The organism is Geodermatophilus sabuli (assembly GCF_010686765.1).
In the GTDB taxonomy this organism is placed as follows: domain Bacteria; phylum Actinomycetota; class Actinomycetes; order Mycobacteriales; family Geodermatophilaceae; genus Geodermatophilus; species Geodermatophilus sabuli_A.
This window is the reverse complement of sequence record NZ_JAAGWF010000004.1, coordinates 14,157-35,845: the sequence shown is the minus strand read 5'-3', so window position 1 is coordinate 35,845 and position 21,689 is coordinate 14,157. Positions and strand designations below refer to the sequence as shown.

The 21,689-nt window shown below is 70.6% G+C and carries 19 protein-coding genes; 5 read left to right on the top strand and 14 right to left on the bottom strand.

Annotation, left to right across the window (positions count from 1 at the left end):
• Window positions 1-761: 761 nt before the first annotated feature.
• Complete coding sequence (locus GCU56_RS03000; RefSeq protein ID WP_345771599.1) at window positions 762-1,559, top strand: mycofactocin-coupled SDR family oxidoreductase; 798 nt, start codon at window positions 762-764, stop codon at window positions 1,557-1,559.
• A 17-nt stretch (window positions 1,560-1,576) separates the two neighbouring features.
• On the opposite strand, the gene GCU56_RS02995 is transcribed toward GCU56_RS03000, so the two are convergent.
• Window positions 1,577-2,608, bottom strand: coding sequence for an MBL fold metallo-hydrolase (locus GCU56_RS02995; protein ID WP_204331391.1), 1,032 nt, complete (start codon window positions 2,606-2,608; stop codon window positions 1,577-1,579).
• A gap of 414 nt (window positions 2,609-3,022) precedes the next feature.
• Between GCU56_RS02995 and GCU56_RS02990 the strand changes: the two genes are divergently transcribed.
• Window positions 3,023-4,735, top strand: coding sequence for an AMP-binding protein (locus GCU56_RS02990; RefSeq protein ID WP_163480037.1), 1,713 nt, complete (start codon window positions 3,023-3,025; stop codon window positions 4,733-4,735).
• On the opposite strand, the gene GCU56_RS02985 is transcribed toward GCU56_RS02990, so the two are convergent.
• Window positions 4,723-5,577 carry an enoyl-CoA hydratase-related protein gene (locus GCU56_RS02985; RefSeq protein ID WP_163480036.1) on the bottom strand — a complete coding sequence of 285 codons (855 nt, stop codon included), beginning with the start codon at window positions 5,575-5,577 and terminating at the stop codon, window positions 4,723-4,725. The two genes, GCU56_RS02990 and GCU56_RS02985, sit on opposite strands and share 13 nt — an antisense overlap.
• 87 nt (window positions 5,578-5,664) lie before the next feature.
• Between GCU56_RS02985 and GCU56_RS02980 the strand changes: the two genes are divergently transcribed.
• Both GCU56_RS02980 and GCU56_RS02975 read left to right on the top strand, forming a co-directional pair.
• Complete coding sequence (locus tag GCU56_RS02980; RefSeq protein ID WP_163480035.1) at window positions 5,665-6,885, top strand: cytochrome P450; 1,221 nt, start codon at window positions 5,665-5,667, stop codon at window positions 6,883-6,885.
• Window positions 6,882-8,111, top strand: a complete 1,230-nt coding sequence (locus GCU56_RS02975; RefSeq protein WP_163480034.1) for a CaiB/BaiF CoA transferase family protein — start codon at window positions 6,882-6,884, stop codon at window positions 8,109-8,111. The genes GCU56_RS02980 and GCU56_RS02975 overlap by 4 nt, the downstream gene beginning before the upstream one ends.
• Window positions 8,112-8,139: 28 nt before the next feature.
• Here GCU56_RS02975 and GCU56_RS02970 read toward each other — a convergent pair whose 3' ends face one another.
• The 4 genes from GCU56_RS02970 to GCU56_RS02955 all read right to left on the bottom strand — a co-directional run bounded on the left by GCU56_RS02970 (window position 8,140) and on the right by GCU56_RS02955 (window position 11,731).
• Window positions 8,140-9,003 carry a PaaX family transcriptional regulator C-terminal domain-containing protein gene (locus tag GCU56_RS02970; RefSeq protein WP_163480033.1) on the bottom strand — a complete coding sequence of 288 codons (864 nt, stop codon included), beginning with the start codon at window positions 9,001-9,003 and terminating at the stop codon, window positions 8,140-8,142.
• 79 nt (window positions 9,004-9,082) lie between these two features.
• Window positions 9,083-10,648, bottom strand: a complete 1,566-nt coding sequence (locus tag GCU56_RS02965) for a class I adenylate-forming enzyme family protein (protein WP_204331390.1) — start codon at window positions 10,646-10,648, stop codon at window positions 9,083-9,085.
• A gap of 43 nt (window positions 10,649-10,691) precedes the next feature.
• A complete protein-coding gene (locus GCU56_RS02960) occupies window positions 10,692-10,886 on the bottom strand; it encodes a ferredoxin (protein WP_163480031.1) in 195 nt (64 codons plus the stop codon).
• Window positions 10,883-11,731, bottom strand: coding sequence for an enoyl-CoA hydratase-related protein (locus GCU56_RS02955; RefSeq protein ID WP_163480030.1), 849 nt, complete (start codon window positions 11,729-11,731; stop codon window positions 10,883-10,885). Before GCU56_RS02955 ends, GCU56_RS02960 begins: the two co-directional genes overlap by 4 nt.
• 145 nt (window positions 11,732-11,876) lie before the next feature.
• Here GCU56_RS02955 and GCU56_RS02950 point away from each other — a divergent pair, with 145 nt between their 5' ends.
• On the top strand, window positions 11,877-13,268 hold the full coding sequence (locus GCU56_RS02950) for an aldehyde dehydrogenase family protein (RefSeq protein WP_204331389.1): 1,392 nt from the start codon (window positions 11,877-11,879) through the stop codon (window positions 13,266-13,268).
• A gap of 412 nt (window positions 13,269-13,680) precedes the next feature.
• On the opposite strand, the gene GCU56_RS02945 is transcribed toward GCU56_RS02950, so the two are convergent.
• The 8 genes from GCU56_RS02945 to boxB form a co-directional block, all read right to left on the bottom strand.
• A complete protein-coding gene (locus GCU56_RS02945; protein ID WP_163480028.1) occupies window positions 13,681-14,370 on the bottom strand; it encodes a hotdog domain-containing protein in 690 nt (229 codons plus the stop codon).
• Window positions 14,367-15,374 carry an NAD(P)H-dependent flavin oxidoreductase gene (locus tag GCU56_RS02940; protein ID WP_345771613.1) on the bottom strand — a complete coding sequence of 336 codons (1,008 nt, stop codon included), beginning with the start codon at window positions 15,372-15,374 and terminating at the stop codon, window positions 14,367-14,369. The genes GCU56_RS02945 and GCU56_RS02940 overlap by 4 nt, the downstream gene beginning before the upstream one ends.
• 550 nt (window positions 15,375-15,924) lie before the next feature.
• Window positions 15,925-16,683, bottom strand: a complete 759-nt coding sequence (locus GCU56_RS02935; RefSeq protein WP_163480026.1) for an enoyl-CoA hydratase-related protein — start codon at window positions 16,681-16,683, stop codon at window positions 15,925-15,927.
• A gap of 35 nt (window positions 16,684-16,718) precedes the next feature.
• The gene (locus GCU56_RS02930; RefSeq protein ID WP_163480025.1) at window positions 16,719-17,561 is read right to left on the bottom strand and encodes a 3-hydroxyacyl-CoA dehydrogenase family protein; all 843 of its coding nucleotides are present in this window, start codon (window positions 17,559-17,561) and stop codon (window positions 16,719-16,721) included.
• Between the two features lie 8 nt (window positions 17,562-17,569).
• A complete protein-coding gene (locus GCU56_RS02925; protein ID WP_163480024.1) occupies window positions 17,570-18,487 on the bottom strand; it encodes an LLM class flavin-dependent oxidoreductase in 918 nt (305 codons plus the stop codon).
• Between the two features lie 8 nt (window positions 18,488-18,495).
• The gene (gene fdxA, locus GCU56_RS02920) at window positions 18,496-18,828 is read right to left on the bottom strand and encodes a ferredoxin (protein ID WP_163480023.1); all 333 of its coding nucleotides are present in this window, start codon (window positions 18,826-18,828) and stop codon (window positions 18,496-18,498) included.
• Window positions 18,829-18,867: 39 nt separating this feature from the next.
• On the bottom strand, window positions 18,868-19,950 hold the full coding sequence (locus tag GCU56_RS02915; RefSeq protein WP_163480022.1) for an FAD-dependent oxidoreductase: 1,083 nt from the start codon (window positions 19,948-19,950) through the stop codon (window positions 18,868-18,870).
• A gap of 255 nt (window positions 19,951-20,205) precedes the next feature.
• A complete protein-coding gene (boxB, locus tag GCU56_RS02910) occupies window positions 20,206-21,687 on the bottom strand; it encodes a benzoyl-CoA 2,3-epoxidase subunit BoxB (RefSeq protein WP_239521693.1) in 1,482 nt (493 codons plus the stop codon).
• Window positions 21,688-21,689: the final 2 nt, after the last annotated feature.

The window sequence follows — 21,689 nt, the reverse complement described above, 5'->3', positions numbered from 1 at the left end:
ACCGTCGCCCCGCTCACCGCGGCTCACCGGCTGCGGCCGGTGTCCGTGTGTCCGACGGCGTCCCCAGCCGAATCCGTGGCTGACCGCCGCTCCTGTCGGAGAAGAGGTTGCCGTGCCGTCCGCCATCGATGCCGAGTGCTTCGATATCACGGGCATGTCCTGGTGGGGGAGTGTCCCGTCGACTTCATCGACGGGGGCGATCGGAAGCCCCCGTCCGTCCCGAGGAGGACATCGACTGCAGCGCCGTGAACCGGTCTGCCAGGTCGGGGGAATCGTGCGGGACCAGTCAGTGAGCCAGGAGAACGAGCCTCACTCGCCTACAACTGGCGTCCCCGCCTCGAGGTTCTGCCGGGCCGTGACATGCCGCTGGGCAGCCGGAGGAACGGAGCGCCAGCATGGTGGCCGCTGGATCCCTCCTCGCTGAGCACCCGGCCGGCAGGCCCGTGCACGACCGGATGACGTGTTCCGGAAGCGACCAGTTCGGCCATCGTGTCCATGTACGTCGGCACGCAGGGGGGCCGGCGCTCGCCCGGTCGACCGCCACCCGGGCGAGACCCCGGGCCGGACGGTGACCCGGCTGCACGACGACGGCCGGATCAAGGCAGTCTCACCGTTGGCCGGGCATGCGTGTCCGCCGCATGGGCACGGCGCGTGGCTGAGCGGCGGGTCGTCCCGCCACCTCATCCCCCGGCTGCAGTCGAGAACCTGGTGTCCGCGTGAGTACGGACCACCGAGGAGAGGAACCGACCGTGACAGGACGAGTGGCTGGCAAGGTCGCGCTCATCACCGGCGCGGGCCGAGGCCAGGGGCGTAACCACGCCGTGCGCCTGGCGCGGGAAGGTGCCGACGTCATCGTGGTCGACGTCCCAGACGAGTACCTCGGGCTGGACTACAGCATGGCGAACGCCGACGACCTCGCCGAGACGGCGCGTCTCGTCGATGCCGAGGGTGCCCGGGTCGTCGTCCGTCACGCCGACGTCCGTGACGCCGCTGCGCTCTCCGCCGCCGTCACCGAAGGCGTGGCCGAGCTCGGCCGGCTCGATGTCGTCGTGGCCAACGCCGCGGTCTGTGCTCTGCACGCGTGGGACGAGGTCACGCCGGAGGTGTGGCAGCAGATCATCGACACCGACTTGACCGGCGTCTGGAACACGATGACCGCGGGGGTCCGGCACCTGATCGCCGCCGGAGGCGGGTCCATCATCTGCATCGGGTCGACCTCCGCGCTCAAAGGCACCCCGTTCTTCGCTCCTTACACGGCGGCCAAGCACGGCGTTGTCGGCATCGCGAAGGCGATGGCCAACGAACTGGGGCGCCACTCGATCCGGGTGAACACCGTCCACCCGGCGGGGGTGAAAACTGCGCTGACCGGCGCGCTGAAGCGGCTCGACGAGCTGATCGGCACCGACCCGAACCTCGGTCCGATCTTCATGAACGCCCTGCCCACCTCGTGGGTGGAGGTGGATGACGTCAGCAGTGCTGTGGTCTATCTGGCCTCCGACGAGTCGCGGTTCGTGACCGGCGTCGAGCTCAAGGTGGATGCGGGCAACACCAACAGATGATCCCGAGGTGCGCTGCGTCAGCCCACGCTGAAGCGGCGCACCCCATCTACGACCTCGACCGTAACGCGGTTCCGCACCAGGAGCAGGTCCAGGTGCGCGATCGTCTCGAGGATCGCCAGGACCTGGTTGAAGGGGTCGAGCGAGCCGAGGGAGCGTCTTCGGCTGGTCCAGCCGAGGACGGCGGCGACGTCCGCAGCCGAGGAGGCCCCGGCAGCGATGGCTGCATGAACGTCGTCCAACCTCGTCCGGTGGTGGTCGAGCAGTTCGTCGATCCGCGCATGGGCGCTGTCCGTCACCGGGCCATGGGCGGGGAGCAGCCGGGCGTCGGGAAGAGCGCGGACCGTCGTCAGGCTCTGCAGGTAGGCGCCCAGCGGCAGCTCGCCGCCCGCCGCCTCGAAGCCGACGGACGGCGTGATGTGCGGCAGGACGTGGTCCCCAGCGAACAGCAGTCCGGCGGCGTCGTCCACGAAGACCATGTGACCGCTCGTGTGCCCAGGCGTGGCGACCGCGCGCAGCTGCCGAACGCCGAGGTCGTGCACCTCCTCGCCCTCGAGCCACACATCGGGCAGCTCCCACCGCTGCGCCTGGGTGGCGGTCTCCTCGAGCAGTCCGGCCAGCTTCCGGGCGAGTCCCGCGGCGTCCGCGGCCACGAGCTGACCCGCCCACCGGGCGGTGTTGGGCCGAGACGGGTCGACGAGGAGCTCCAGTACGGCTCGCTCGCCGACACCGAGCGAGATCGACGCGCCGTTCTCCCGGCGCAACGCCACGGCCTGCGTGTAGTGGTCCCGGTGGGCGTGGGTGACCAGCATCCGGCGCACGTCGCCGACATCCGCGCCGAGCGCGGACAGAGCGCGTTCGAGGCGGGCGCGGGAGGCCTCCAGTGCCCAACCGCCGTCGACCAGCAGGAGTCCATCGCGGTCCTCCAGCACGTAGACGTTGACGGCGTGCAGCCCGTCCATGGGCAGGGGAAGGGGAACGCGGTGGACGCCGGGAGAGACCTCCTCCACCAGGGGTTCGGCCCAGTTCGCCCGCGTGGCCAGGGCGGTCACGAGCGGACCACCGGACGCACTGCCACCGAGGCCAGCAACTGCCCGTTCGGCACCCGACTGCGGCCGGCGTCTCCAGTCCCAGCCGCTGCTGCAGCATCGCCCGCATGCGCTTCCACGGCCATGCGGGCTCCACGGACGATGCCGGCGCGGAGATCCGCGGAACGCGGGACGGCGATGGGGTGGCAGTTGACGGAGGCGGGCCCCGGGATCGGACGGCGGCGAGTGTCGGAGCTGCACTCGGTCACATCGACACCCCTCATATGACATCTCTATGCAATGGGTTGCCCCTAGCGTATAACGTATCCGACAGTGTGACCGTCGCAACACCCGCACTCCCTGTGGGCTGGGTCTCCCAGACGTCGGGCGGTGAGCCTGTCGCCATCCGAGGCCCCTCCGGTCCGACCAGGAGAGCAGATGACCGCCACGCCCACCCCTCTCATCGAGTCCTACTGGCCGGCCGAACGCAGCGACGGTGTTCGTGACATCACCGTCGGGAGCTTGCTTCGCGAGGCTGCGGCGGCTGCCCCGGACCGCCTGGCACTCGTCGACGGCGTGGCGGACCCGGCCGTCCGGCGGCGATGGACATATGCCGATCTGCTCGCCGACGTGGAACGCGTGGCTCGCGCACTGCTCACCCGCTTCGAGCTCGGTGACCGGATCGCCATCTGGGCGCCCAACGCCGCCGACTGGGTCGTCCTGCAACAGGGGATCGCCATGGCTGGGATGGTCATGGTGGCCATCAACCCCGCGTACCGAGCGCACGAGCTCCAGTACGTCCTGGCGCAGTCGGGGTCGGTCGCCCTCTTCCACGTCGACTCCTACCGGGACGTCGACCTGACCCCGATCGTCGAGGAGGTTCGACCGCAGGCGCCGGCGCTCCGTGAGGTCATCTCCTTCACCGATTGGACGCAGTTCCTCGCCTCCGGCGATGCGGCTTCGTCCCTGCCCGAGGTGGCGCCACTGGACCCCGTGCAGATCCAGTACACCTCCGGAACGACCGGCTTTCCCAAGGGTGCTCTGCTGCACCACAAGGGGCTGGTCAACGAGGCACACTTCGTGGCCCAACGGGCCGGGATGGCTGACGGAGCTGTCTGCGTCAACGCGATGCCGATGTACCACATCGGCGGCGGGGCGGTGACCGAGTTCGGCACTCTGGCGGTGCACGGCACCTACGTCGTCGTCCCGGCCTTCGACCCCGGCCTGATACTCGAGCTCATCGAGTCCTACTCGGGCACGCACTCCCTGATGGTTCCCACCATGCTCATCGCCGTGCTGGACCACCCCGACAGCACGACACGGGACATGTCGAGCGTGCAGAGCATCATGTCGGGCGCCTCCGCGGTGCCGGAGGCGCTGGTCCATCGGGTCATGGCGGCCTGGGGCTGTCGCTTCAGCATCCTGTTCGGGCAGACCGAGATGCACGGGGTGATCAGCCAGACGCGGATCACCGACGCCCCGGCCGACCAGGCAGCCACGGTCGGCCAGCCGCTGCCGGAGCTCGAGGTCAAGATAGCCGACCCGGTGACGGGTCAGGTCCTCCCCATCGGCGAGCAAGGGGAGATCTGCTGTCGCGGCTACCAGACCATGCTGTCCTACTTCGAGCTACCGGAAGAGACGGCGGCGACGGTCGACGACGACGGCTGGCTCCACATGGGCGATCTCGGGACCATGGACGACCGGGGCTATCTCAAGGTCACTGGCCGGCTGAAGGACATGATCATCCGCGGCGGCATCAACATCTATCCGCGGGAGATCGAGGAGCTGCTGTTCTCTCATCCGCGGATCGCTGACGTCGCCGTCTTCGGGGTCCCTGACGAGAAGTGGGGAGAGGTGGTCACCGCGGTGGTCCGGCCCGCTGATCCGTCCGCTCCGCCGAGCGCCGAGGAGCTGCGGGCCTGGTGCAAGGAACGGATCGCGGCGCACAAGGTCCCGTCCGCCTGGTTCTTCACGCAGGTCTACCCGATGACGCCCTCGGGCAAGGTCCAGAAGTTCGTCCTGCGGGACCAGGTCGAAGCCGGCGAGCTGCCGCCGCTGCCAGCAGCGGCCCCGGCGAGCGCGGTCCGACGTCTCCACAACAATGGGACGGGTGGGTGTCACCGGCGGAGCCGCCGGTCTCAGCCGGAGTAGTGGTCGTCGCGGTCGCTGAAGGAGCCGCGTGTTCCCCGTCGCTGGCGTTCCTTGAGGAAGTTGAACTCGTCGGCCTCGAGGCGCAGGTTGGTGCCGAGCGTGTGGCCGACGTAGCCGCGCGCGAACTGCTGGGACCCGCCCAGGCTGTCCAGCGCGAGGTGCCACATCGCCTTGCCGGTGACCAGTGCGTCGCGGGGGTGCGCGGCGATCCGCTCTGCCCAGTCCGCGACGGTGTCCGCGAGCTCAGACTCCGGCACCGAGCGGTTGACCAGGCCCCACTCGGCCGCCTGCTTTCCGTCGAATGCGTCGCCGAGGAGCAAGAGCTCCCGTGCTCGCTTGGGTCCGTACTTGAGGATCTGGGTGTTGAGGTGCCAGGTGTTGCCGGCCAGCCCGAGCCGCTGCTCGGCGTGGCTGAAGTGAGCAGTGTCTGCGGCGATGGCCAGGTCGACGAGCTCTACCAGATAGAGGCCCGCGCCGGTGCAGACGCCGTGAACCTGGGCGATGACCGGCTTGAGGGAGTAGTGGAAGGCCATGTATCCCTCGCCCAGGCGGCGGTCCTGGAGCAGCCGAGCGCGCTGGCTGGGGCGGCGCGGTCTCTGGCCGTCCGGGCCGGGCTCCAGACCGTACGAGCGGACCGCGTCGTCGTAGTCGTGGCCCGCGCAGAAGCTGGGGCCGGTGCCGCGAAGAACGATCACGCGGACGTCGTCGTCCTCCTCGGCGGCGTGGAGGAGCTCCACGAGGTGGTCGAGGTCGTCGAAGCGGAGCGCGTTGTGCTTCGCGGGGCGGTCGAGTACGAGGTGTGCCACCGGACCGACCTTCTCCAGGCGGACGTTCTGAGACACGGGCACCTCGCACGATGATGGACCTGCTGACGAGCAGACACTCTACAACCTTGGACAGCCAGTCTCCTAGCGCGTAATGTCTTTGCCATGACCGACAGGGCGTCATACCCCGCCGACGGCTACGACCTCTACTCCGCCGAGTTCCGGGCCGACCCCAACGCGCAGTACGCGGCGATGCGCGCCGGCTGCCCCGTGGCGCACACCGACAAATGGGGCGGCTCCTACATGGTGTCCGGATACGACGACATCCGGGACATCGCGCGTGACACGGATCGCTTCACGTCACGAGCCGTCGAGGTGGCAGGTCCGCTGGAAGCGGCCGGGGGTCTGTACCTGCCGCCGCTGACATCCGACCCTCCGGAGCACAAGGCGCACCGGGACGTCCTGATGCCCTACTTCATGCCCGTCAAGGTCGCGGGGATGGAACCGATGATCCGGGCCGAAGCGCGCCGACTGGTGGCCGACCTGGCCCAGCGCGGTGGCGGAGACGTCATCGAGCACTACAGCCAACCGCTGACGCTGACCGTCCTGACGTCGATCCTCGGGGTCCCGCCGGGTGGTCAGTTCCACGACTGGATGATTCGCATGATCCGCGTCGGCCCCACCGATCAGGCGGTCCGTGGTGAGGCGGTGCGGGAGATCATCACCTACCTCGAGAGCCTGCTCGACGAGCGTGCCACCACCGGTGACGACGGCGGTGACCTGCTGACCTACCTGACGACAGCGCAGTTGGACGGCGAGCCGCTGTCCCGCAAGCATCGGATCGGAGCCGCCTTCCTGGTCCTCATTGCCGGGGCGGACACCACCTGGAGCGCCATCGGGTCGACCCTCTGGCACCTGGCCACCCATGCGCAGGATCGCGAGCGCCTGGTGGCGGACGCCAGCCTGATCGACACCGCGGTCGAGGAGTTCCTCCGCTGCTACGCCCCAGTGACCGTCGGACGGTTGGCGAAGGAGGACGTCGAACTGCACGGCCGCTGCGTGCACGCCGGTGAACGCGTCGTCCTCCCGTTTGCCGCCGCCAACCTGGATCCAGTCGTTTTCACCGATCCCCACGAAGTGCAGGTCGACCGTCGCCGCAACCGGCACCTCACATTCGGATCCGGTGCCCATCGATGCCTCGGCTCCAACCTGGCTCGCCTGGAGATCAAGGTCACCCTGGAGGAGTGGTTGAGGGTCATGCCCCGGTTCAGGATGGCCGACGGCGCCGTGGTGGAGTGGAGCGGCGGGCAGACCCGCGGGCCCGAACGCGTGGAGTTCGTCGTCGAGCCCGCGACTCGCTCGTCCGAGCCGGTCGTGGCGCGATGACGGGGTCCACCGAGGCTGCACGACCGCTGGACGGCGTGCGGGTCGTCGAGCTCGCCCACTGGATGGCCGGGCCGGCAGCCGGCGGCGTTCTCGCTGACTGGGGCGCCGATGTGGTGAAGGTGGAACCGCACGGCGGCGAGCCGATGCGCCACATCTGGGGTTCCATGGGTGCCAACCCGGATGCGCCCAACGGTGCCTTCACGTCGGCCAACCGTGGGAAGCGGTCGATCGAGCTCGACGTCCGGTCCACCGAAGGGCGCGACGCCCTGGGCGCCCTCCTGGAGCGCGCGGACGTGTTGGTGAGCAACCTGCGGCCGGCCGCGCTGCGCCGTCTGGGCTTGGCTCCCGACGTCGTCAGCGAGCGGTTCCCCCGACTGGTGTTCTGCTCCCTGACCGCCTACGGGTGGGGCGGCCCGGACGAGGAGCGGGCAGGGTACGACCTCGCCTCCTTCTTCGGGCGTACGGGCATCGCGCACGAGATCACCACCCAGGGTCAGCCACCGGCTCCCCTGATGCAGGGGCTCGGCGACACCTTCGCGGCCATGACGTCGGTCGCGGGGATCCTGGCCGCACTGCACGAGCGGGAGCAGACAGGTCGTGGACGATTCGTCGAGACCTCGTTGCTGCGCACCGGCATGTGGGCGCTGGCCGGTGAACTCGGCGTGCAGGCCATGGGCGGTCGCCCCCGGCCGCCGTATCCACGAGAGATCTGTCCCACGCCGATGTACAACTCGTACCGGACGGCCGACGACCGCTGGTTCTACCTGGTGGGCGTCGAGGCTGGCCGGCACCTTCCTCGAGTGCTCGCTGCGATCGGCCGCCCGGACCTGCTGGAGGATGACCGCTTCGCGAGTGCTCGGGCGATCTCGAAGAACCGACGCGACTTCATCCCGATCCTCGACGAGGCCTTCTCCGGGCACGTTCTCGCGCACTGGGTCGAGGTCTTCGATGAGCACGACGTCTGGTGGGCGCCGGTGCAGACTCCCGCTGAGGTGCTCGAGGACCCGCAGGCCCGTGCGGCCGGTGCCTGGGTGCAGATCGACGGCGTGCAGATCGAGGGCCGGCCGGTCGAGTCCGTCGACTCCCCGATCCGCTACGGCGGGGTGGCTCGCGACGTGGTCCCCGGTCCGCCACGCGCAGGTCAGCACACGCGAGAGGTGCTGGCCGAAGTCGGTTACGACGACGACCAGATCGACGCCCTGGCGCCGGCGACCAAGCGAACCTGACGGGCACCTGGACCGCTCGCGAGGCGGGTCAGCCGACGGTGCCGTCCTCAGTGTTGATCTCGCGCCAGCGGGCGTGAACCGCATCGGACCATCTGGCCCGCAGCTCGCCCAGCCGGGCGGCGGCGCGGTGGCCGACCCAGTTGGGCAGCAGTTCTTCCGGCAGCTGGGGATCCTTGAACGGTGCCCGCTGCCACTCGCTCACCACTTGGATGTGCGTCAGCAGCATCGGGTCGCCGGGCTCCGGGTCGATGTCGGCGAGTGCCGCCAGCTGGGCCTCGAAGTGCTCGCTCAGGGTGGCGAGGTCCCAGGCGCGCGCAACGATCTCTTCGTCGCTCAAGCCGATGGCACCGCATGGACCGATGAACGACAGCGCATTGTCCTGGAGGTCGAGCTCGGCGATGAGCCGTGCAGCCTCTTCCTGACGGTCCGGGTGCGGGCTGATCCAGACGCCCGGCGTCGGGTTGCCGAAACCAGCCCACGTGAGACCGGCGTAGAGCCGCTTGCGGACGGTCCGGTGGGTGTGTGGAATCGTCACGAGCAAGATCAGCCATCGGCCGTCCCAGCCCGTTCTCGCCGCGGTCGTGGACGTGACGCGGGCAGCGCCTTCCTTGATGAGCTTCCGTCCGCTGGGCGTCAGGCTCCACTGGACTTCACGACCGTGCCGTTCGCCTGTGATCCAGCCGGCCGCCGCCCCGCGGGCGATGGCCTGGCGGGCGGTCTGCTCTTCGACCTCCAGGCCGCGCAGGACGTACAGGAGTGCCGAGGTCCAGACGGGCCGGTTCTCCGGCCAGACGAGCTCACCGAGGATGGTCAGCAGGAGGGAACGGGCGCTGCCGGCCGACAGACCGGCTCCTGCGCCTCGGGCCTCGGGCGGGCTCTCGGCTGCAGTCACGGGCGGTTCCCCCTACGCATGGTTGGTTTCTCTCCGGTGTCACGGGCTGGCCGGATTCTACCGGCCGGTAGTCGTCTGATCACGCTGTCGACCGCCCTGCTCGCTCGTCCTGCGTGGTGCCGCCGTTCTCCAACCACGTCCGGCGGACCTCCCGCCGAAGCACCTTTCCGGTCGCGTTGAGTGGCAGCGACGTCGCCCGGACCCACCAAGCGGTCGGGACCTCGTATCGAGCCAACCCTTGTCGGGCGTGCGCCTCGAGGTCCGCGATCTGTACCGCGGCGTTCGGGCGGAGCACGACGGCCGCAGCAACCTCCTCGCCTAGGTCGGGGTGGGGGAGAGCTACGACCGCCGCCTCGAGGACGTCGGGATGGGTGAGCAGTCGGTCCTCGACGTGCACCGCGCCGACGTTCTCGCCACCCCGGATGATGACGTCTTTGGAGCGGCCTGTGACGTACAGCCAGCCGTCCGCGTCGATCCGACCGAGGTCGCCACTGCTGATCCAGCCGTCGGTGTCGGCGATCGCGCCGTCCTCGCCGAGGTAGCCTCCAGTCGAGGTCGGGGTCCTGGCCTGGATCTCGCCGATCCCTTCGTGGTCCGGGTTCGCGATGCGCAGCTCCACCACCGGGAGCGCGCGACCGACGCAGCCGGGTCGGGCGGCGACGTCCTTGCCTGAGCCGGCGGCGAGGACGCCGCCGGCCTCCGTGAGCCCGTACAGGCTGCCTACCCGGCTCTTGACGCCGGCGAAGGCTGTGGCCACGCGTTCTCGGAGTTCAGGGGACACGGCGGAGCCACCCATCGGCACCGAGGAGACGCTGGAGACGTCGCGCACGGCGAAGTCGGGATGATCGAGGACCCGCGAGACCATGGTCGGGATGCTGCCCCAGACCCGCACTCGCTCGATCTCGATGAGCCGAAGCACCTCGGCCGGGTCGAACCTGCCCTCCAGGAAGACGAGCCGGCCCCCGGACAGCAGCGTGTTGCAGCTGACCTGGATGCCGGCGAGGTGGAACAGCGGCACCGAGAGCAGGCTCACCGTGCCCGGATGGGTGTCCGGCAGTTCGTCCGGCAACCGGCCGGTGAGAACCAGCAGGTTGTGGATGTTGGCCACGACGGCGCGGTGGGAGATCAGCACGCCCTTGGGGGCGCCGGTCGTGCCCGAGCTGAACATGATGATCGACAGTGCGTCCTCGTCCGGCGGCGCCAGCACCAGAGGGAGGTGGTCCTCGACGCGGTCCACCACGGAACGGAGACTGGCCATCGAGAGGGCAGGCCGCCGCTGGTCACGATCGGTGATGACCAGCACTGGATCGGCTTGGTCCAGCGCGGCGGTGACCTCGTCGTCGCTCCACCAGGCGTTGCCGAGGACGGCGGTGCCGCCCACGGCCTGAACCGCCCAGAAGCTGACGATCCACTCGATGGAGTTGAAGCCGATCAGGGCGACCCGGTCGCCGGGGCCGACCCCGTGGTCCCGCAGGACGGCGGCCACCCGGGCGACCGCCTGCTCGTGCTCGGCCGAGGTGAGCCGGCGAGTGCCCTGGACCAGCAGCTCACGGTCGGCCCACCGACGGGCGGTGTGCAGGAACTCGGCGACCGAGTGCGGCCGGTCGGCGTAGAGCCGGCACGGATGGCCGTCGACCACCCCCATGGTGACCTCTCGGCCCCAGCTCGGAGCCGTCGGGGGTCGGGTGTCATGCATGGATGGTCACCGCCATCTCGGGACAGTTGTCCGCGGCGAGTTCGGCGGCGTCCTCCTGGCCGGGAGGGACGGTGCCGTCGCCCACGGCGCTGGCGAAGCCGGCATCGTCGAGCTGGAACAGGTCGGGTGCCAGGGCGTAGCAGCGGTTGTGGCCTTGACAGAGCGAGGCGTCGACAGTGACCTTCACGGCGTTTCCTCCCGGGTTGACGGCTGCGGCTCGAACCGGGGGCGGCGCTTCTCCATCAGGGCGGCGACGCCCTCCGCGTAGTCAGCGCTCGTCATGTGCAGCCCGATGAGTTCCTTGCTCTGCTCGACCGCCGCCCGCGGGTCAGCGTGCAGAAGATCGGCCCAGATCTGGCGCTTGGTCGTCGTGGCCGCGGCGGGGGAGACCGCGGCCAGCTGGTGGGCGTACGCGTCGACGGACTCGTGGAACTGTTCGCGGGGGAGCACCCGGTTGAAGAACCCCCACGAGCGCATCTCCTCGGCGAGGACGACGCGCCCGGTCAGGAGCAGGTCGGCGGCATGGGTGACACCCATGAGGCGCGGCAGGATCCAGGCCAGTCCGTACTCGGCGGGCAACCCGATCCGCGGCGCGACCGTCGTGATCTTGGCGTCCTCGACGGCGAACCGTAGGTCGCAGAACGCGGCCAACGCCACGGCGATTCCGGCGCAGGCGCCGTTGATCGCCGCGATCAGCGGCGTGCGCATGCCCAGCTGCCAGGCCATGTCGGCGTCGAACTCCGGTCGCACCCCGTACCCGGGGCGTTCGGCGTCGACGGCGAGGTTCGGGTCATACGTCTTGGCTCCCACGTAGGAGTCCAGCGCCTTGAAGTCGGCACCGGCGCAGAAGGTCGAGCCGGTACCTGTCAGCACGATCACCCGAACATCCGGGTCGTCGTCGAGACGCTTGCAGATCCACCGGTACTCGTCGTGCATCCGGCCGGTCCAGGAGTTGCCCCGGCCGGGCCGATCCAGCCACAGCGTGGCGACCCCGGCGGGATCGATCTCGTAGCGCGTGACCTTGAGGTCCACTGGTTCTCCTCACGGGCGTTCAGTCCGTCGTGTCGCCGTCGGCTCGCCCTACTCTATACACTCAAAGAAACTCGATGACGAGTGCTGTCTAGTAAACCGTTCCGGTACGTGCCGAGCCCAGGAGTGCCCGATGAGTGGTCCCCGCATGACGATCAACGGACAGGTCCTCCCGGCCGACTCGTCCTTCGGTGTGGTCAACCCGGCCACCGAAGGGGAGTTCTCGCGCGCGCCCGAGTGCTCGCGGAAACAGCTCGATGCGGCGATGGACGCGGCGACCCGTGCCGTGCAGCTCTGGCGCGCCGACGATGCAGCCCGGGTCGCGGGGCTGAACGCGGTGGCCGATGCCGTGGACGAGCACGCCTCCGAACTGGCCGACCTGTTGACCGCAGAGCAGGGCAAGCCGCTGGGAGCCGCGCACTACGAGGTCAGCGAGACCACCCGCTGGCTGCGTGCCGCGGCCGCCCTGGAGCTGCCGATCGAGACGATCTTGGACGATGGAAGCGCTCGCGCCGAGCTGCGCCGGCGGCCGATCGGCGTGGTCGCAGCGATCACCCCCTGGAACTTCCCGCTGCTGCTGGCCGGCTGGAAACTGGGGCCGGCGTTGCGCGCCGGGAACACGGTCGTCCTCAAGCCATCGCCCTACACGCCGCTGGCGACCCTCCGGCTCGGTGAGATCGTCAACCAGGTGCTGCCGCCGGGCGTGATCAACGTCGTAAGCGGCGGCGACCACCTCGGCGCATGGATGACGAGCCATCCCGCCGTGGGGAAGGTCAGCTTCACGGGCTCGGTCGCCACCGGGAAAAAGGTCATGGCCTCCGCGGCGGATGGCCTCAAGCGGCTCACGCTGGAGCTCGGGGGCAATGACGCGGCCATCGTCCTCGACGACGCCAACCCCGAGGCCATCGGCAGGGGGCTGTTCTGGGGCGGATTCATCAATTGCGGCCAGATCTGCGCCGGCATCAAGCGCATCTTCGTGCCTGAGGCGCTGCACGACGACGTCGTCGACGTCCTCGCTGAGCGAGCGAGGCGAGTTCGGGTCGGCCCAGGCACCCAGGAGGGCGTGCAGATGGGACCGATCCAGAACCATCCCCAGTTCGAGCGCGTGCGCGGCCTGGTCGCAGAGGCGCTGTCCGACGGCGCCTCGGCTGCAGCAGGGGGAGCCCCGCTGGACGGCCCCGGGTACTTCTTCCCGCCGACCGTCCTGACCGGCGCGAACGAGGGCATGCGGATCGTCGACGAGGAACAGTTCGGCCCCGCCATCCCGGTACTCACCTACCGGACGCTCGACGAGGCTGTCGAGCGGGCCAACGCCACCCCGTTCGGGCTGTCTGGCTCGGTGTGGGGGAGTGATCTCGACCGGGCCACCGAAGTGGCAGCGCGGCTCGACACCGGTACCGCGTTCGTCAACGACCATCTCGCGCTCGATCCGTGCCTGCCCTTCGGTGGCTCCAAGCAGAGCGGCCTAGGGGTGGAGAACGGCCCCTGGGGTCTGGACGAGTTCACCCAACTGCAAGTCGTCCACCGCCCCGCCGCCTGACCCCCCTCCCACCCGAGAGGACAGCTCGGCAACGACGGCTACTCCGAGGAGTACTCGCTCGAGCAGCGGCTGCGCGACGTGATGGCGGTACCGCTCGAACTTCCTGGCCTACCAGCGCCGGTGACCGGGACCGCGCGGTGTGCTCGAACGAGGCTGACGGTGCCGTCCTCTGCTGGCCCGTGCGGCGGGCTCCGGCCTTCGGAGTGGCGGAGGGGCCGGTGACCGCGCCCTGATCCCGGGTCGATGTAGACCGGTCCCTGGCCGATCGACTCGGCGGGACCTGGCGAGGTGCGCTCAGCGTCGTCGTCGACGACGGCCCTGGGGGCGTGGTGTCCGCAGCGGCGACTCGCGGTGGGCCGGTCGGCCGCTCGCAACGGTGACCGGTTGGGGACCTCGAGCGGAGGCCACACGGTCAGCCGGTACCGACTCGGCCCGAGACCTGCTCTCCGCTGGCCGTACGCACGCCGGCGAAGTATCGAGCGGCCACCTCGGGGGAGGGGCTGACGAAGACCGCCGTCGCCTCCACCAGGGCGACGTCGGGTGCATCGTCGGCAGCGATGGTGCCGACGACCGTCGTTCGGCGGCCATCGATCGCGGCAACCCGGCCGGCCAGCCTGACGGTCACGTGCAGCGGGACTGGCCGCCGGTAGCGCACGTCGAGGCCGACCGTCATGCCCCAGCGGTTGGCGGCGATGGCGGCGTGGCCCAGGACCTGATCCATGAGAAGGGCCGAGATGCCGCCGTGCAGAAAGGTCGGCGGCCCCTCGTATCGCTGACCGAGGGCGGCTCGGGCGACCACCCCGCCGCCGGCAGGGTCGGGCCTCAGGTCCAGCGGCACCGCGACCCCGCTGCCCACGCCGACGACGGGGTTGAACACGCGGACCGCGCGTGCCATGTCGTCCACGGCGGGAAGCTTGTCGTATGGGCGTGGCAACGCGGCCAGTGGCGCGGTCGCGGCGCGGATCCCGGCCGCAGCCTCGCGCAGCTGTGCCGCTGACGCCGTGGTCGAGGTCGAGGCCTCGAGCGACTGTCGCAGGGCGGCGCCGAGATCCGCGACCGCATCGAGCAGATCGGTACCGGTGGCCGGCTCGGTGGCCGTCACCGGATTGTCGGCAGTGAGGCCGCGAGCCGGTGGATGATCGCCGCGGCCTGCTCCGCCATGGCCGGCACGAACTCGGCGACGTCGACCAGGTCGTGGATCGCCGAGGCGACCTGGCCGGTGAGCACCAGGCCGTCCTCGACGTCGCCGTCGGTCTGTGCACGCTGCATCGACTCGATCTTCCAGCGCGTCAGCTCGACCGCGTCTACCTCACCGTCCGCACCGTGCTGCTGGCCGAGCAGTTGCCGCGAGGCGGCGTTGCGCAGCCCGCGGCACGGTCCGTAGACGCCGTCGAAGGCGACGTCGTCGCCCTCCTGGGCGTCCAGCAGTGCCTGCAGGTAGGCCGGGTGCCAGTCGGAGTTCTGATGGGTGGTGATGAACCGGGTTCCCATGGCGACGCCCTCGGCGCCCATGCTCAGCGCCGCGGCCAGTCCACGCCCGTCACGGGCGCCGCCGGTCAGCAGGACGGGGACGTCGACGGCCTCGGTGATGCTCGGGACGAGGACGAACGTGTGCACGGCCTTGCTCGGGGCGTGCCCGCCCATCTCGAAGCCCGCGGCGATCACCACGTCGATCCCTGCCTCCGCGGACTTGACCGCCTGGCGAGTGGAGCCGACCTTGTGCTGGTGCACCATCCCGGCGTCCTTGATCAACTGGACGTACCTCCCCGGGAAGCCGGCAGAGGTGGTGAGCACCCGGAGCTGGCCGGCCAGGCCGCTGTCGGCCGCGCGTGCCGCCAGCACGGTCCGGATGTAGACGTCGGTGAACGGCAGGACGTCGCCGTTCGTGTCGACCCCGACCGGGATGTTCACCGCGAACGGCCGATCAGTCAGCGACGCGCACTCGTCGATGTGCTGCCGGAAGGTGCGTGCGCCGGCGTCGAGGTCCAGCGGCATGCCAGGCATGCTCACTGTCCCGAGGCCACCGGCGGCGGAAACGGCCGCGGCCAGTTTTGGAGTCCGGAACGGCCCGAGGCCCTCCTGCACGATCGGGTGCTCGATCCCCACCAGACGCGTGTACCGGTTCTCGATCGGGGCCACACGGTCTCCTCAGTCGGTGAAACTCATCCTACGTATCCGTTGATTCAGTCGCCCGCGGTGTCATCATACGGCTCGGTGAGGCCCCGAGCAGCAGCGCCGACGTATTCGCGGGCGAAGCTTCGGATGCGCGACGCCCACGAGGCGTGCAGAGGTTGCTCCCCGGTGGCGCATCGCCCTCCAGGCCTGTCGGACTTCGTCACATCGCCCACCTCGGGTGTGCGCGCACCCGGCCTGTAACTTCCGCGTCCACGGGCAGCCGGCACCTCGGTCCCGGGCGTGTGGAGCTCACCGCGCCGGCGGGCAGCGAGTGGACGTGGGGACCGGTGGTTGTCGTCGACCGGGATCACGGAACCGCCGAGGACCTCCGCCTCGTGGTCACTCGGCGCCGTGACGCTCTGGCACCTGCCTGACCGCCGACGGGCCCGCCGCGGACGCATGGCGTGACCTCGCGCAGGCCTACGCCGGAGCGCCTGGAACCGGCTGCCTTGCTCGCGCCAGACGCTCAGGGCTGCCCGGCTCAGCCCGCGGGCCCCCATCGAGCCGGGCGCTTCTCGCGGAAGGCGGCGATGCCCTCCTGTCCCTCCTCCGAGGCGAAGAACCGGGCCGACAGCTCGAGCAGGGCCGGGAACTGGTCGGCCGGGGAGGCGGACCGGGCTCGCAGGACCCGCTTGGTCTCGGCCAGGGCACTCGGGCCGCCCGCCGACAGAGCGGCGACCTGGGTGGTCACGGTGCTGTCGACGTCCTCGCTCGGCACGACCAGGTCGACCAGCCCTCCGGCGAGGGCGGTGGGAGCGTCGAACACCTCGCCGGTGAGCATCAGCCGGTGGGCGACGTTGGGCACCATCCGAGGCGCGACCACCGCGGAGATGACCGCGGGGACGATGCCGATGCGCACCTCGGAGAAACCGAACGTCGCCGACGACGCCGCGACGACGACGTCGCAGGCGGCCAGCAGCCCCACCCCGCCGGCGCGTGCCGGACCGCGGACCACGGCGACGACCGGCTTCGGTGCGGTCCAGATCGTCTGGAGCAGGTCGGGGAACTCGTGCACGCCCTGGTCGCTGGCGTCCGCGCCGCTGGCCTCGGCGAAGTCCATGCCGGAGCAGAAGACCCGGCCGGTGTGGTCGAGGACGATCACGCGGACCGACGGGTCGTTGAGGGCTGCATCCAGCGCCTCCCGCAGCCGGGAACGCATGTCGCGGGACAGGGCGTTGCGGTTGGCGGGGGAGTTCAGGGTCAGGGTGGCGACGCCCTCGCGCGCGAATGTCTCCAGCACGTCGGTCGTCCTCCAGGTGGGTGCGGTGCCGGCTGTCAGCGGTAGGTGTGGAAGCCGCGGCCGGTCTTGCGGCCGAGGTCGCCGGCCGCCACCTTGTCGCGCAAGAGCTGCGGTGGGGCGAAGCGCTCGCCGAGAGTGCGGTGCAGGTACTCGGCGATGGCCAGCCGCACGTCGAGGCCGACCAGGTCGGTCGAGCGCAGGGGGCCCAGCGGGTGGCGGTAGCCGAGCTCCATCGCGGTGTCGATGGCCTCGGCGTCGGCGACGCCCTCCTCGAGCATCCGGATGGCTTCCAGGCCGAGCAGGACGCCGAGGCGGGAGGAGGCGAAGCCGGGGGAGTCCTTGACCACGATGCCGGCCTTGCCGAGCCGGTCCACCCAGCCGCGGGCCAGCGAGACGACGTCCTCTGCCGTGGCGGCCGGCACGACGAGTTCGACCAGCCGGGACGCCGGGACGGGGTTGAAGAAGTGCATCCCCAGGAATTGCGCCGGACGCTGCAGCACCGAGGCCAGCTCGGTCACCGAGAGGGATGACGTGTTGGTCGCCAGGACGGCCCGCTCGCCGAGGGCCGACTCGGCGGCCCGCAGCACGTCCGCCTTGAGCCGCGGGTCCTCGGGAACCGCCTCCACGACCAGTTCCGCGGAGGTCGGCAGGCTCTCGACCGAGTCGGCGACCGACAGCCGGCCGAGAATGGCGGGCACTTTCTCGGTGAGCTTGCCGCGCTCCGCCGCGCCCTCGAGACCTCGCGCGACCCGGTCCCGGGCGGCCTCTGGTGCCACTGTCTCCACCAGCGTCACGGAGGCGCCAGCGCTCAGGAAACTCTGCGTGATGCCACTGCCCATCTGGCCGCCGCCGATGACGGCCACCGTTGTCGCGCCCATGCTGCTCCTCACGAGATCGCCCGGACGCGGGGCAGCACGTCCGAGGTGAAGGTGTCGACGATGCCGGCCCGGGCCGTCCCCTCGCCGACGGGGGAGAAGACGAGCGTCTGCGCACCGGCGTCGGCGTACTCCCGGATCCGGGCGGCCACCCGGCCGGGATCGCCGTGCAGCAGGTACCGGTCGGCCAGCGGGTCGAAGTCCTGCTGGTAGACCGCGCTCACCGTCTCGACGACCTGGGCGCGCGCGCGGGCGGGGTCGTCGTCCACGCCGCCCCAGCAGAACACCGCGCCACGGACGGCGGCGGGGTCCCGGCCGGCCGCCTCGGCCGCCTCGCGCACCTCGGTCAGGCTGCGGGCCAGTTGCTCGGGTGTGTACATGTAGGGCATCCAGACGTCGCCGAAGCGGCCGGCCCGGCGGATGGCCGCGGGCTTGCGCCCGCCCAGCCAGATGGGTGGCCCGCCGGGCTGCACCGGTCCGGGGTCGAGGGTCAGGCCGGGGACCCGGGTGAACCGGCCGGCGAAGTCGACCGGCCCGCCGGCCCACAGCGCGCGGAACAGCTCCAGCGCCTCGTCGGCCCGTGCGCCGCGCTCGGCGACGTCGACGCCGGCGGCGACGAACTCCGGCGGGTGTTCCCCGCCGATGCCGACGCCCAGGTCGAACCGGCCGCCGCTGACCTGGTCCAGGGTGGTGGCCAGCTTCGCGGCCAGGGCCGCCGGGTACAGCGGGACGACGGTCAGCGCGCTGAGCAGCCGGATCCGCTCGGTGGCCCCGGCGGCCGCGGCGAGGGAGACGAAGCCGTTGGGGTGCGGGCTGTGGAAGAACAGGTGCTCCCCGGTGGCGATCCCGTCGTAGCCGGCGGCTTCGGCGGCCCGGGCTTCCGCGGCGACGGCGGTCTGGTCGCTGCTGAGGGTGAGGACGACGCGCATGCCGGTCCTCAGCCGTGCTCGCCGACGAGCTCGGTGTCCACCCCGATGCGGCCGACCTTCGAGGCGCCGCCGGGGCTGCCCAGCGGCGCGTCGCGGCCGGGCAGCAGCTCGACGAAGAACCGTCGGTTGTCGGCGATGTGCGGCTCGTTCTCGTCGGTCACCCGCCGGTCCTGGGCGATCGCCTCGACCGGGCAGACCGGCTCGCAGGCGCCGCAGTCGATGCACTCCTTGGGGTTGATGTAGAGCTTGCGGTCGCCCTCGTAGATGCAGTCGACCGGGCACTCCTCCACGCAGGACATGTCGGTGGTGTCGATGCACTCCGAACCGATGACGTAGGGCACGGGGATCTCCTGGCTGGAGCGGGTGGTGGGTGGTCGGGCTCAGGCGTGCGCGGTCGCGCCGAGGCCGGCCGGGTCGTCGCTGCTGTGCCCGGGGAAGAGCGGCTGGTCGGGGTCGAGGTAGGTGGCGGCGTTGTTGACCGCGGTCGCTGCCTCCCCGAACCCGACCGAGATCAACCGCACCTTGCCGGCGTACTCGGTGATGTCGCCGGCCGAGTAGACGCCGGCCACCGAGGTCCGCATGGCGGTGTCCACGAGGATCTTGCGGTCGACGATGTCGATGCCCCAGCGTTCCAGGGGACCGATGTCGGCGGTGAAGCCGAGCGCGGCGATGACCGCCTGGGCCTTGTGCGGGGTGACGGTGCCGTCCTTGGTGCGCACGTGCACGGTGTGCAGGGCCTCTCCGCCGTCGACGGGGCCGCCCTCCAGGGAGTCGACCTGCGCGTCGGTGAGGACGACGGTCGGCCCCTTCTCCATGTCGGCGACGCTGGCCGCGTGGGCGCGGAAGTTCTTGCGGCGGTGCACCAGGGTGACCGAGGCGGCGATGTCGGCCAGGGCCAGTGCCCAGTCCACCGCGCTGTCCCCGCCGCCGACGATGACGACGTCCTGGCCGGTGTGCGCGGCCAGCTTCCTGACCACGTAGGTCAGGCCGCGGCCCTCCCACACGTCGCCGCCGGGCAGCGGCCGGGGGGTGAAGGTGCCGATGCCCCCGGTGACGACCACCGCCCCGCAGGTGATGCGGGTGCCCTTGTCGGTGGTGACCACCAGCCGGTCGCCGGCCCGGGGGCGGTGTCCGGCCTCGTCGGTGAGGGACTCGGCGCGTTCGCCCAGGACGTAGACCGGGTCGAAGCGGGCCGCCTGGGTGACCAGGCCGGCGACGAGGTCCCGGCCCACGATGGCGGGGAAGCCGGCGACGTCGTAGACCATCTTCTCCGGGTAGAGGGCCATGACCTGGCCGCCCGGTTCCGGGAGGCTGTCGACGAGCGCCGTGCGCAGGCCGCGGAAGCCGGCGTAGTAGGCGGCGTACAGCCCGGCCGGCCCCGCCCCGACGACCAGCAGGTCCACCGCGACCTCCCGGCCGCCCCCCGTCGCCGTCGCGGGCGGCCGCGTCTCAGTCGCAGTCACGGGTTCCTCCGGGAGATCTCAAGCCGACGATGTCGGCGCGGTACGGAGCCGTTGAGCTCCTCAAGAATGGGTTCGGGACGCAGGACGTGGCAGAAGCGCTTGCCGGCGCCACGTCCTAGCAGCAGAAGATGCTCAGGCACTACCGCTGCCGTCGCAGTACCAGGCCGCCTCGCGTGCGAGGGGCGGCTCAGCCTCCTGCATCGTGCGGAGTTGCTGGGTTGGCTGCCCGTGCCCCAGCGACCGCACTGAGGCTCGTCAGAAGCGGACGTAGTCGTACTCGACCGGCAGGGAGTCGATGCCGACCGACGGCGGGGAGATCCAGCCGGCGAACTCGCCGGGCTCGTAGTGCGGCACCATCAGCTCGGCCACGCGGGCCCGCTCGTCGGGCGTGGGCAGGTGGTCGGCCGCGATCCGGTCCCAGGTCGCCTCGTCGACGATCTCGCCGGTGGGCGTCACGTGGTGCCCGGCGAAGGCGCCGACCTTGCGGTTGAAGCCCTGGTGCGGCAGGACGAGCCGCTCCTGCAGCCCGGCGTCCTCCAGCTCCTGGTTCCACCGACGGACGCCGTTCTCGCAGTCGGCGGCGTACTCGTTGCGCAGGTCGAGGTTGAGCGCGGTGAGCATCGGCACCGTCTTGGTGCTCATCGCGCCGTTGTCGATGATGGGCACGTCCATGGTGAGGTCGTGCAGCTGGTGGTCGTCCTTGCGGCGGGTCTCCATCCACCGGCCCTTGAGCCCGGAGGTGTAGTACCCGGCCACGTTGGACGAGGTCTCGGAGCCGAAGAGGTCCATCGACACCGAGTACTGGAAGTTGAGGTATTTCTGGATCACCGAGAGCGGGATGCCGCCGTACTGCCAGATGTCGTCGGTGCCGTGCTGCTTCATCAGCTGCGCGGTCCGCTGGACGGTGCGCTGCACGCCGGTGGTGCCGACGAACATGTGGTGCGCCTCCTCCTTGAGCATGAACTCACACGTCCGCGCCAGCGGGTCGAAGGCGCTCTCCTTGAGCGTGCCGAGCTGGTACTTGCCGTCCCGGTCGGTGAAGTAGGTGAACATGAAGAACTGCAGCCAGTCGGTCGTCTCCTCGTTGAAGGCGCCGAGGATGCGGGGGCTGTCGAAGTCGCCGGAGTTGCGCTTGAGCAGCTGCTCGGCCTCCTCGCGCCCGTCTTTGCCGAAGTAGGCCTGCAGCAGGTAGACCATCGCCCAGAGGTGGCGGCCCTCCTCGACGTTGACCTGGAAGAGGTTGCGCATGTCGTAGAGCGACGGCGCGGTCATGCCGAGGTGGCGCTGCTGCTCGACCGAGGCGGGCTCGGTGTCGCCCTGCACGGTGATCAGCCGGCGGAGGTCGGAGCGGTACTCGCCGGGGACCTCCTGCCAGGCCGGCTCGCCCTTGTGCTGGCCGAAGTTGACCTTGCGGTCCGGGTCGGCCTCGGCGAGGAAGATGCCCCAGCGGTATTCCTCCATCGGCACCCGGTCGAAGTGCGCCCAGCCGTCCCGGCCGACCGCGACGGCGGTGCGGAGGTAGACGTCGTGGGTCGGGATGGAGGGGCCGAGGTTCTTCCACCAGTCCAGGAACTTGGGCTGCCAGCTCTCCAGGGCGCGCTGCAGCTTGCGGTCACCGGCCAGGTTGACGTTGTTCGGGATCTTCTCGCTGTAGTCGATCGTCGACAAGGGCCCCGTCGGCTTGGGGGCCTCGCCGGTGACGGTGCCGTCCTGGGGGTTGGACTCCGTGGTCGTCATCG

Excerpts from the sequence above, each read along its gene's own strand:
- GCU56_RS02950 (WP_204331389.1), top strand. The coding sequence starts at position 11,877 with ATGACGATCAACGGACAGGTCCTCCCGGCCGACTCGTCCTTCGGTGTG.
- GCU56_RS02930 (WP_163480025.1), bottom strand. The coding sequence starts at position 17,561 with ATGGGCGCGACAACGGTGGCCGTCATCGGCGGCGGCCAGATGGGCAGT.
- GCU56_RS02990 (WP_163480037.1), top strand. The coding sequence starts at position 3,023 with ATGACCGCCACGCCCACCCCTCTCATCGAGTCCTACTGGCCGGCCGAA.
- GCU56_RS02925 (WP_163480024.1), bottom strand. The coding sequence starts at position 18,487 with ATGCGCGTCGTCCTCACCCTCAGCAGCGACCAGACCGCCGTCGCCGCG.
- boxB (WP_239521693.1), bottom strand. The coding sequence starts at position 21,687 with ATGACGACCACGGAGTCCAACCCCCAGGACGGCACCGTCACCGGCGAG.
- GCU56_RS02975 (WP_163480034.1), top strand. The coding sequence starts at position 6,882 with ATGACGGGGTCCACCGAGGCTGCACGACCGCTGGACGGCGTGCGGGTC.
- GCU56_RS02965 (WP_204331390.1), bottom strand. The coding sequence starts at position 10,648 with ATGGGGGTGGTCGACGGCCATCCGTGCCGGCTCTACGCCGACCGGCCG.
- GCU56_RS02980 (WP_163480035.1), top strand. The coding sequence starts at position 5,665 with ATGACCGACAGGGCGTCATACCCCGCCGACGGCTACGACCTCTACTCC.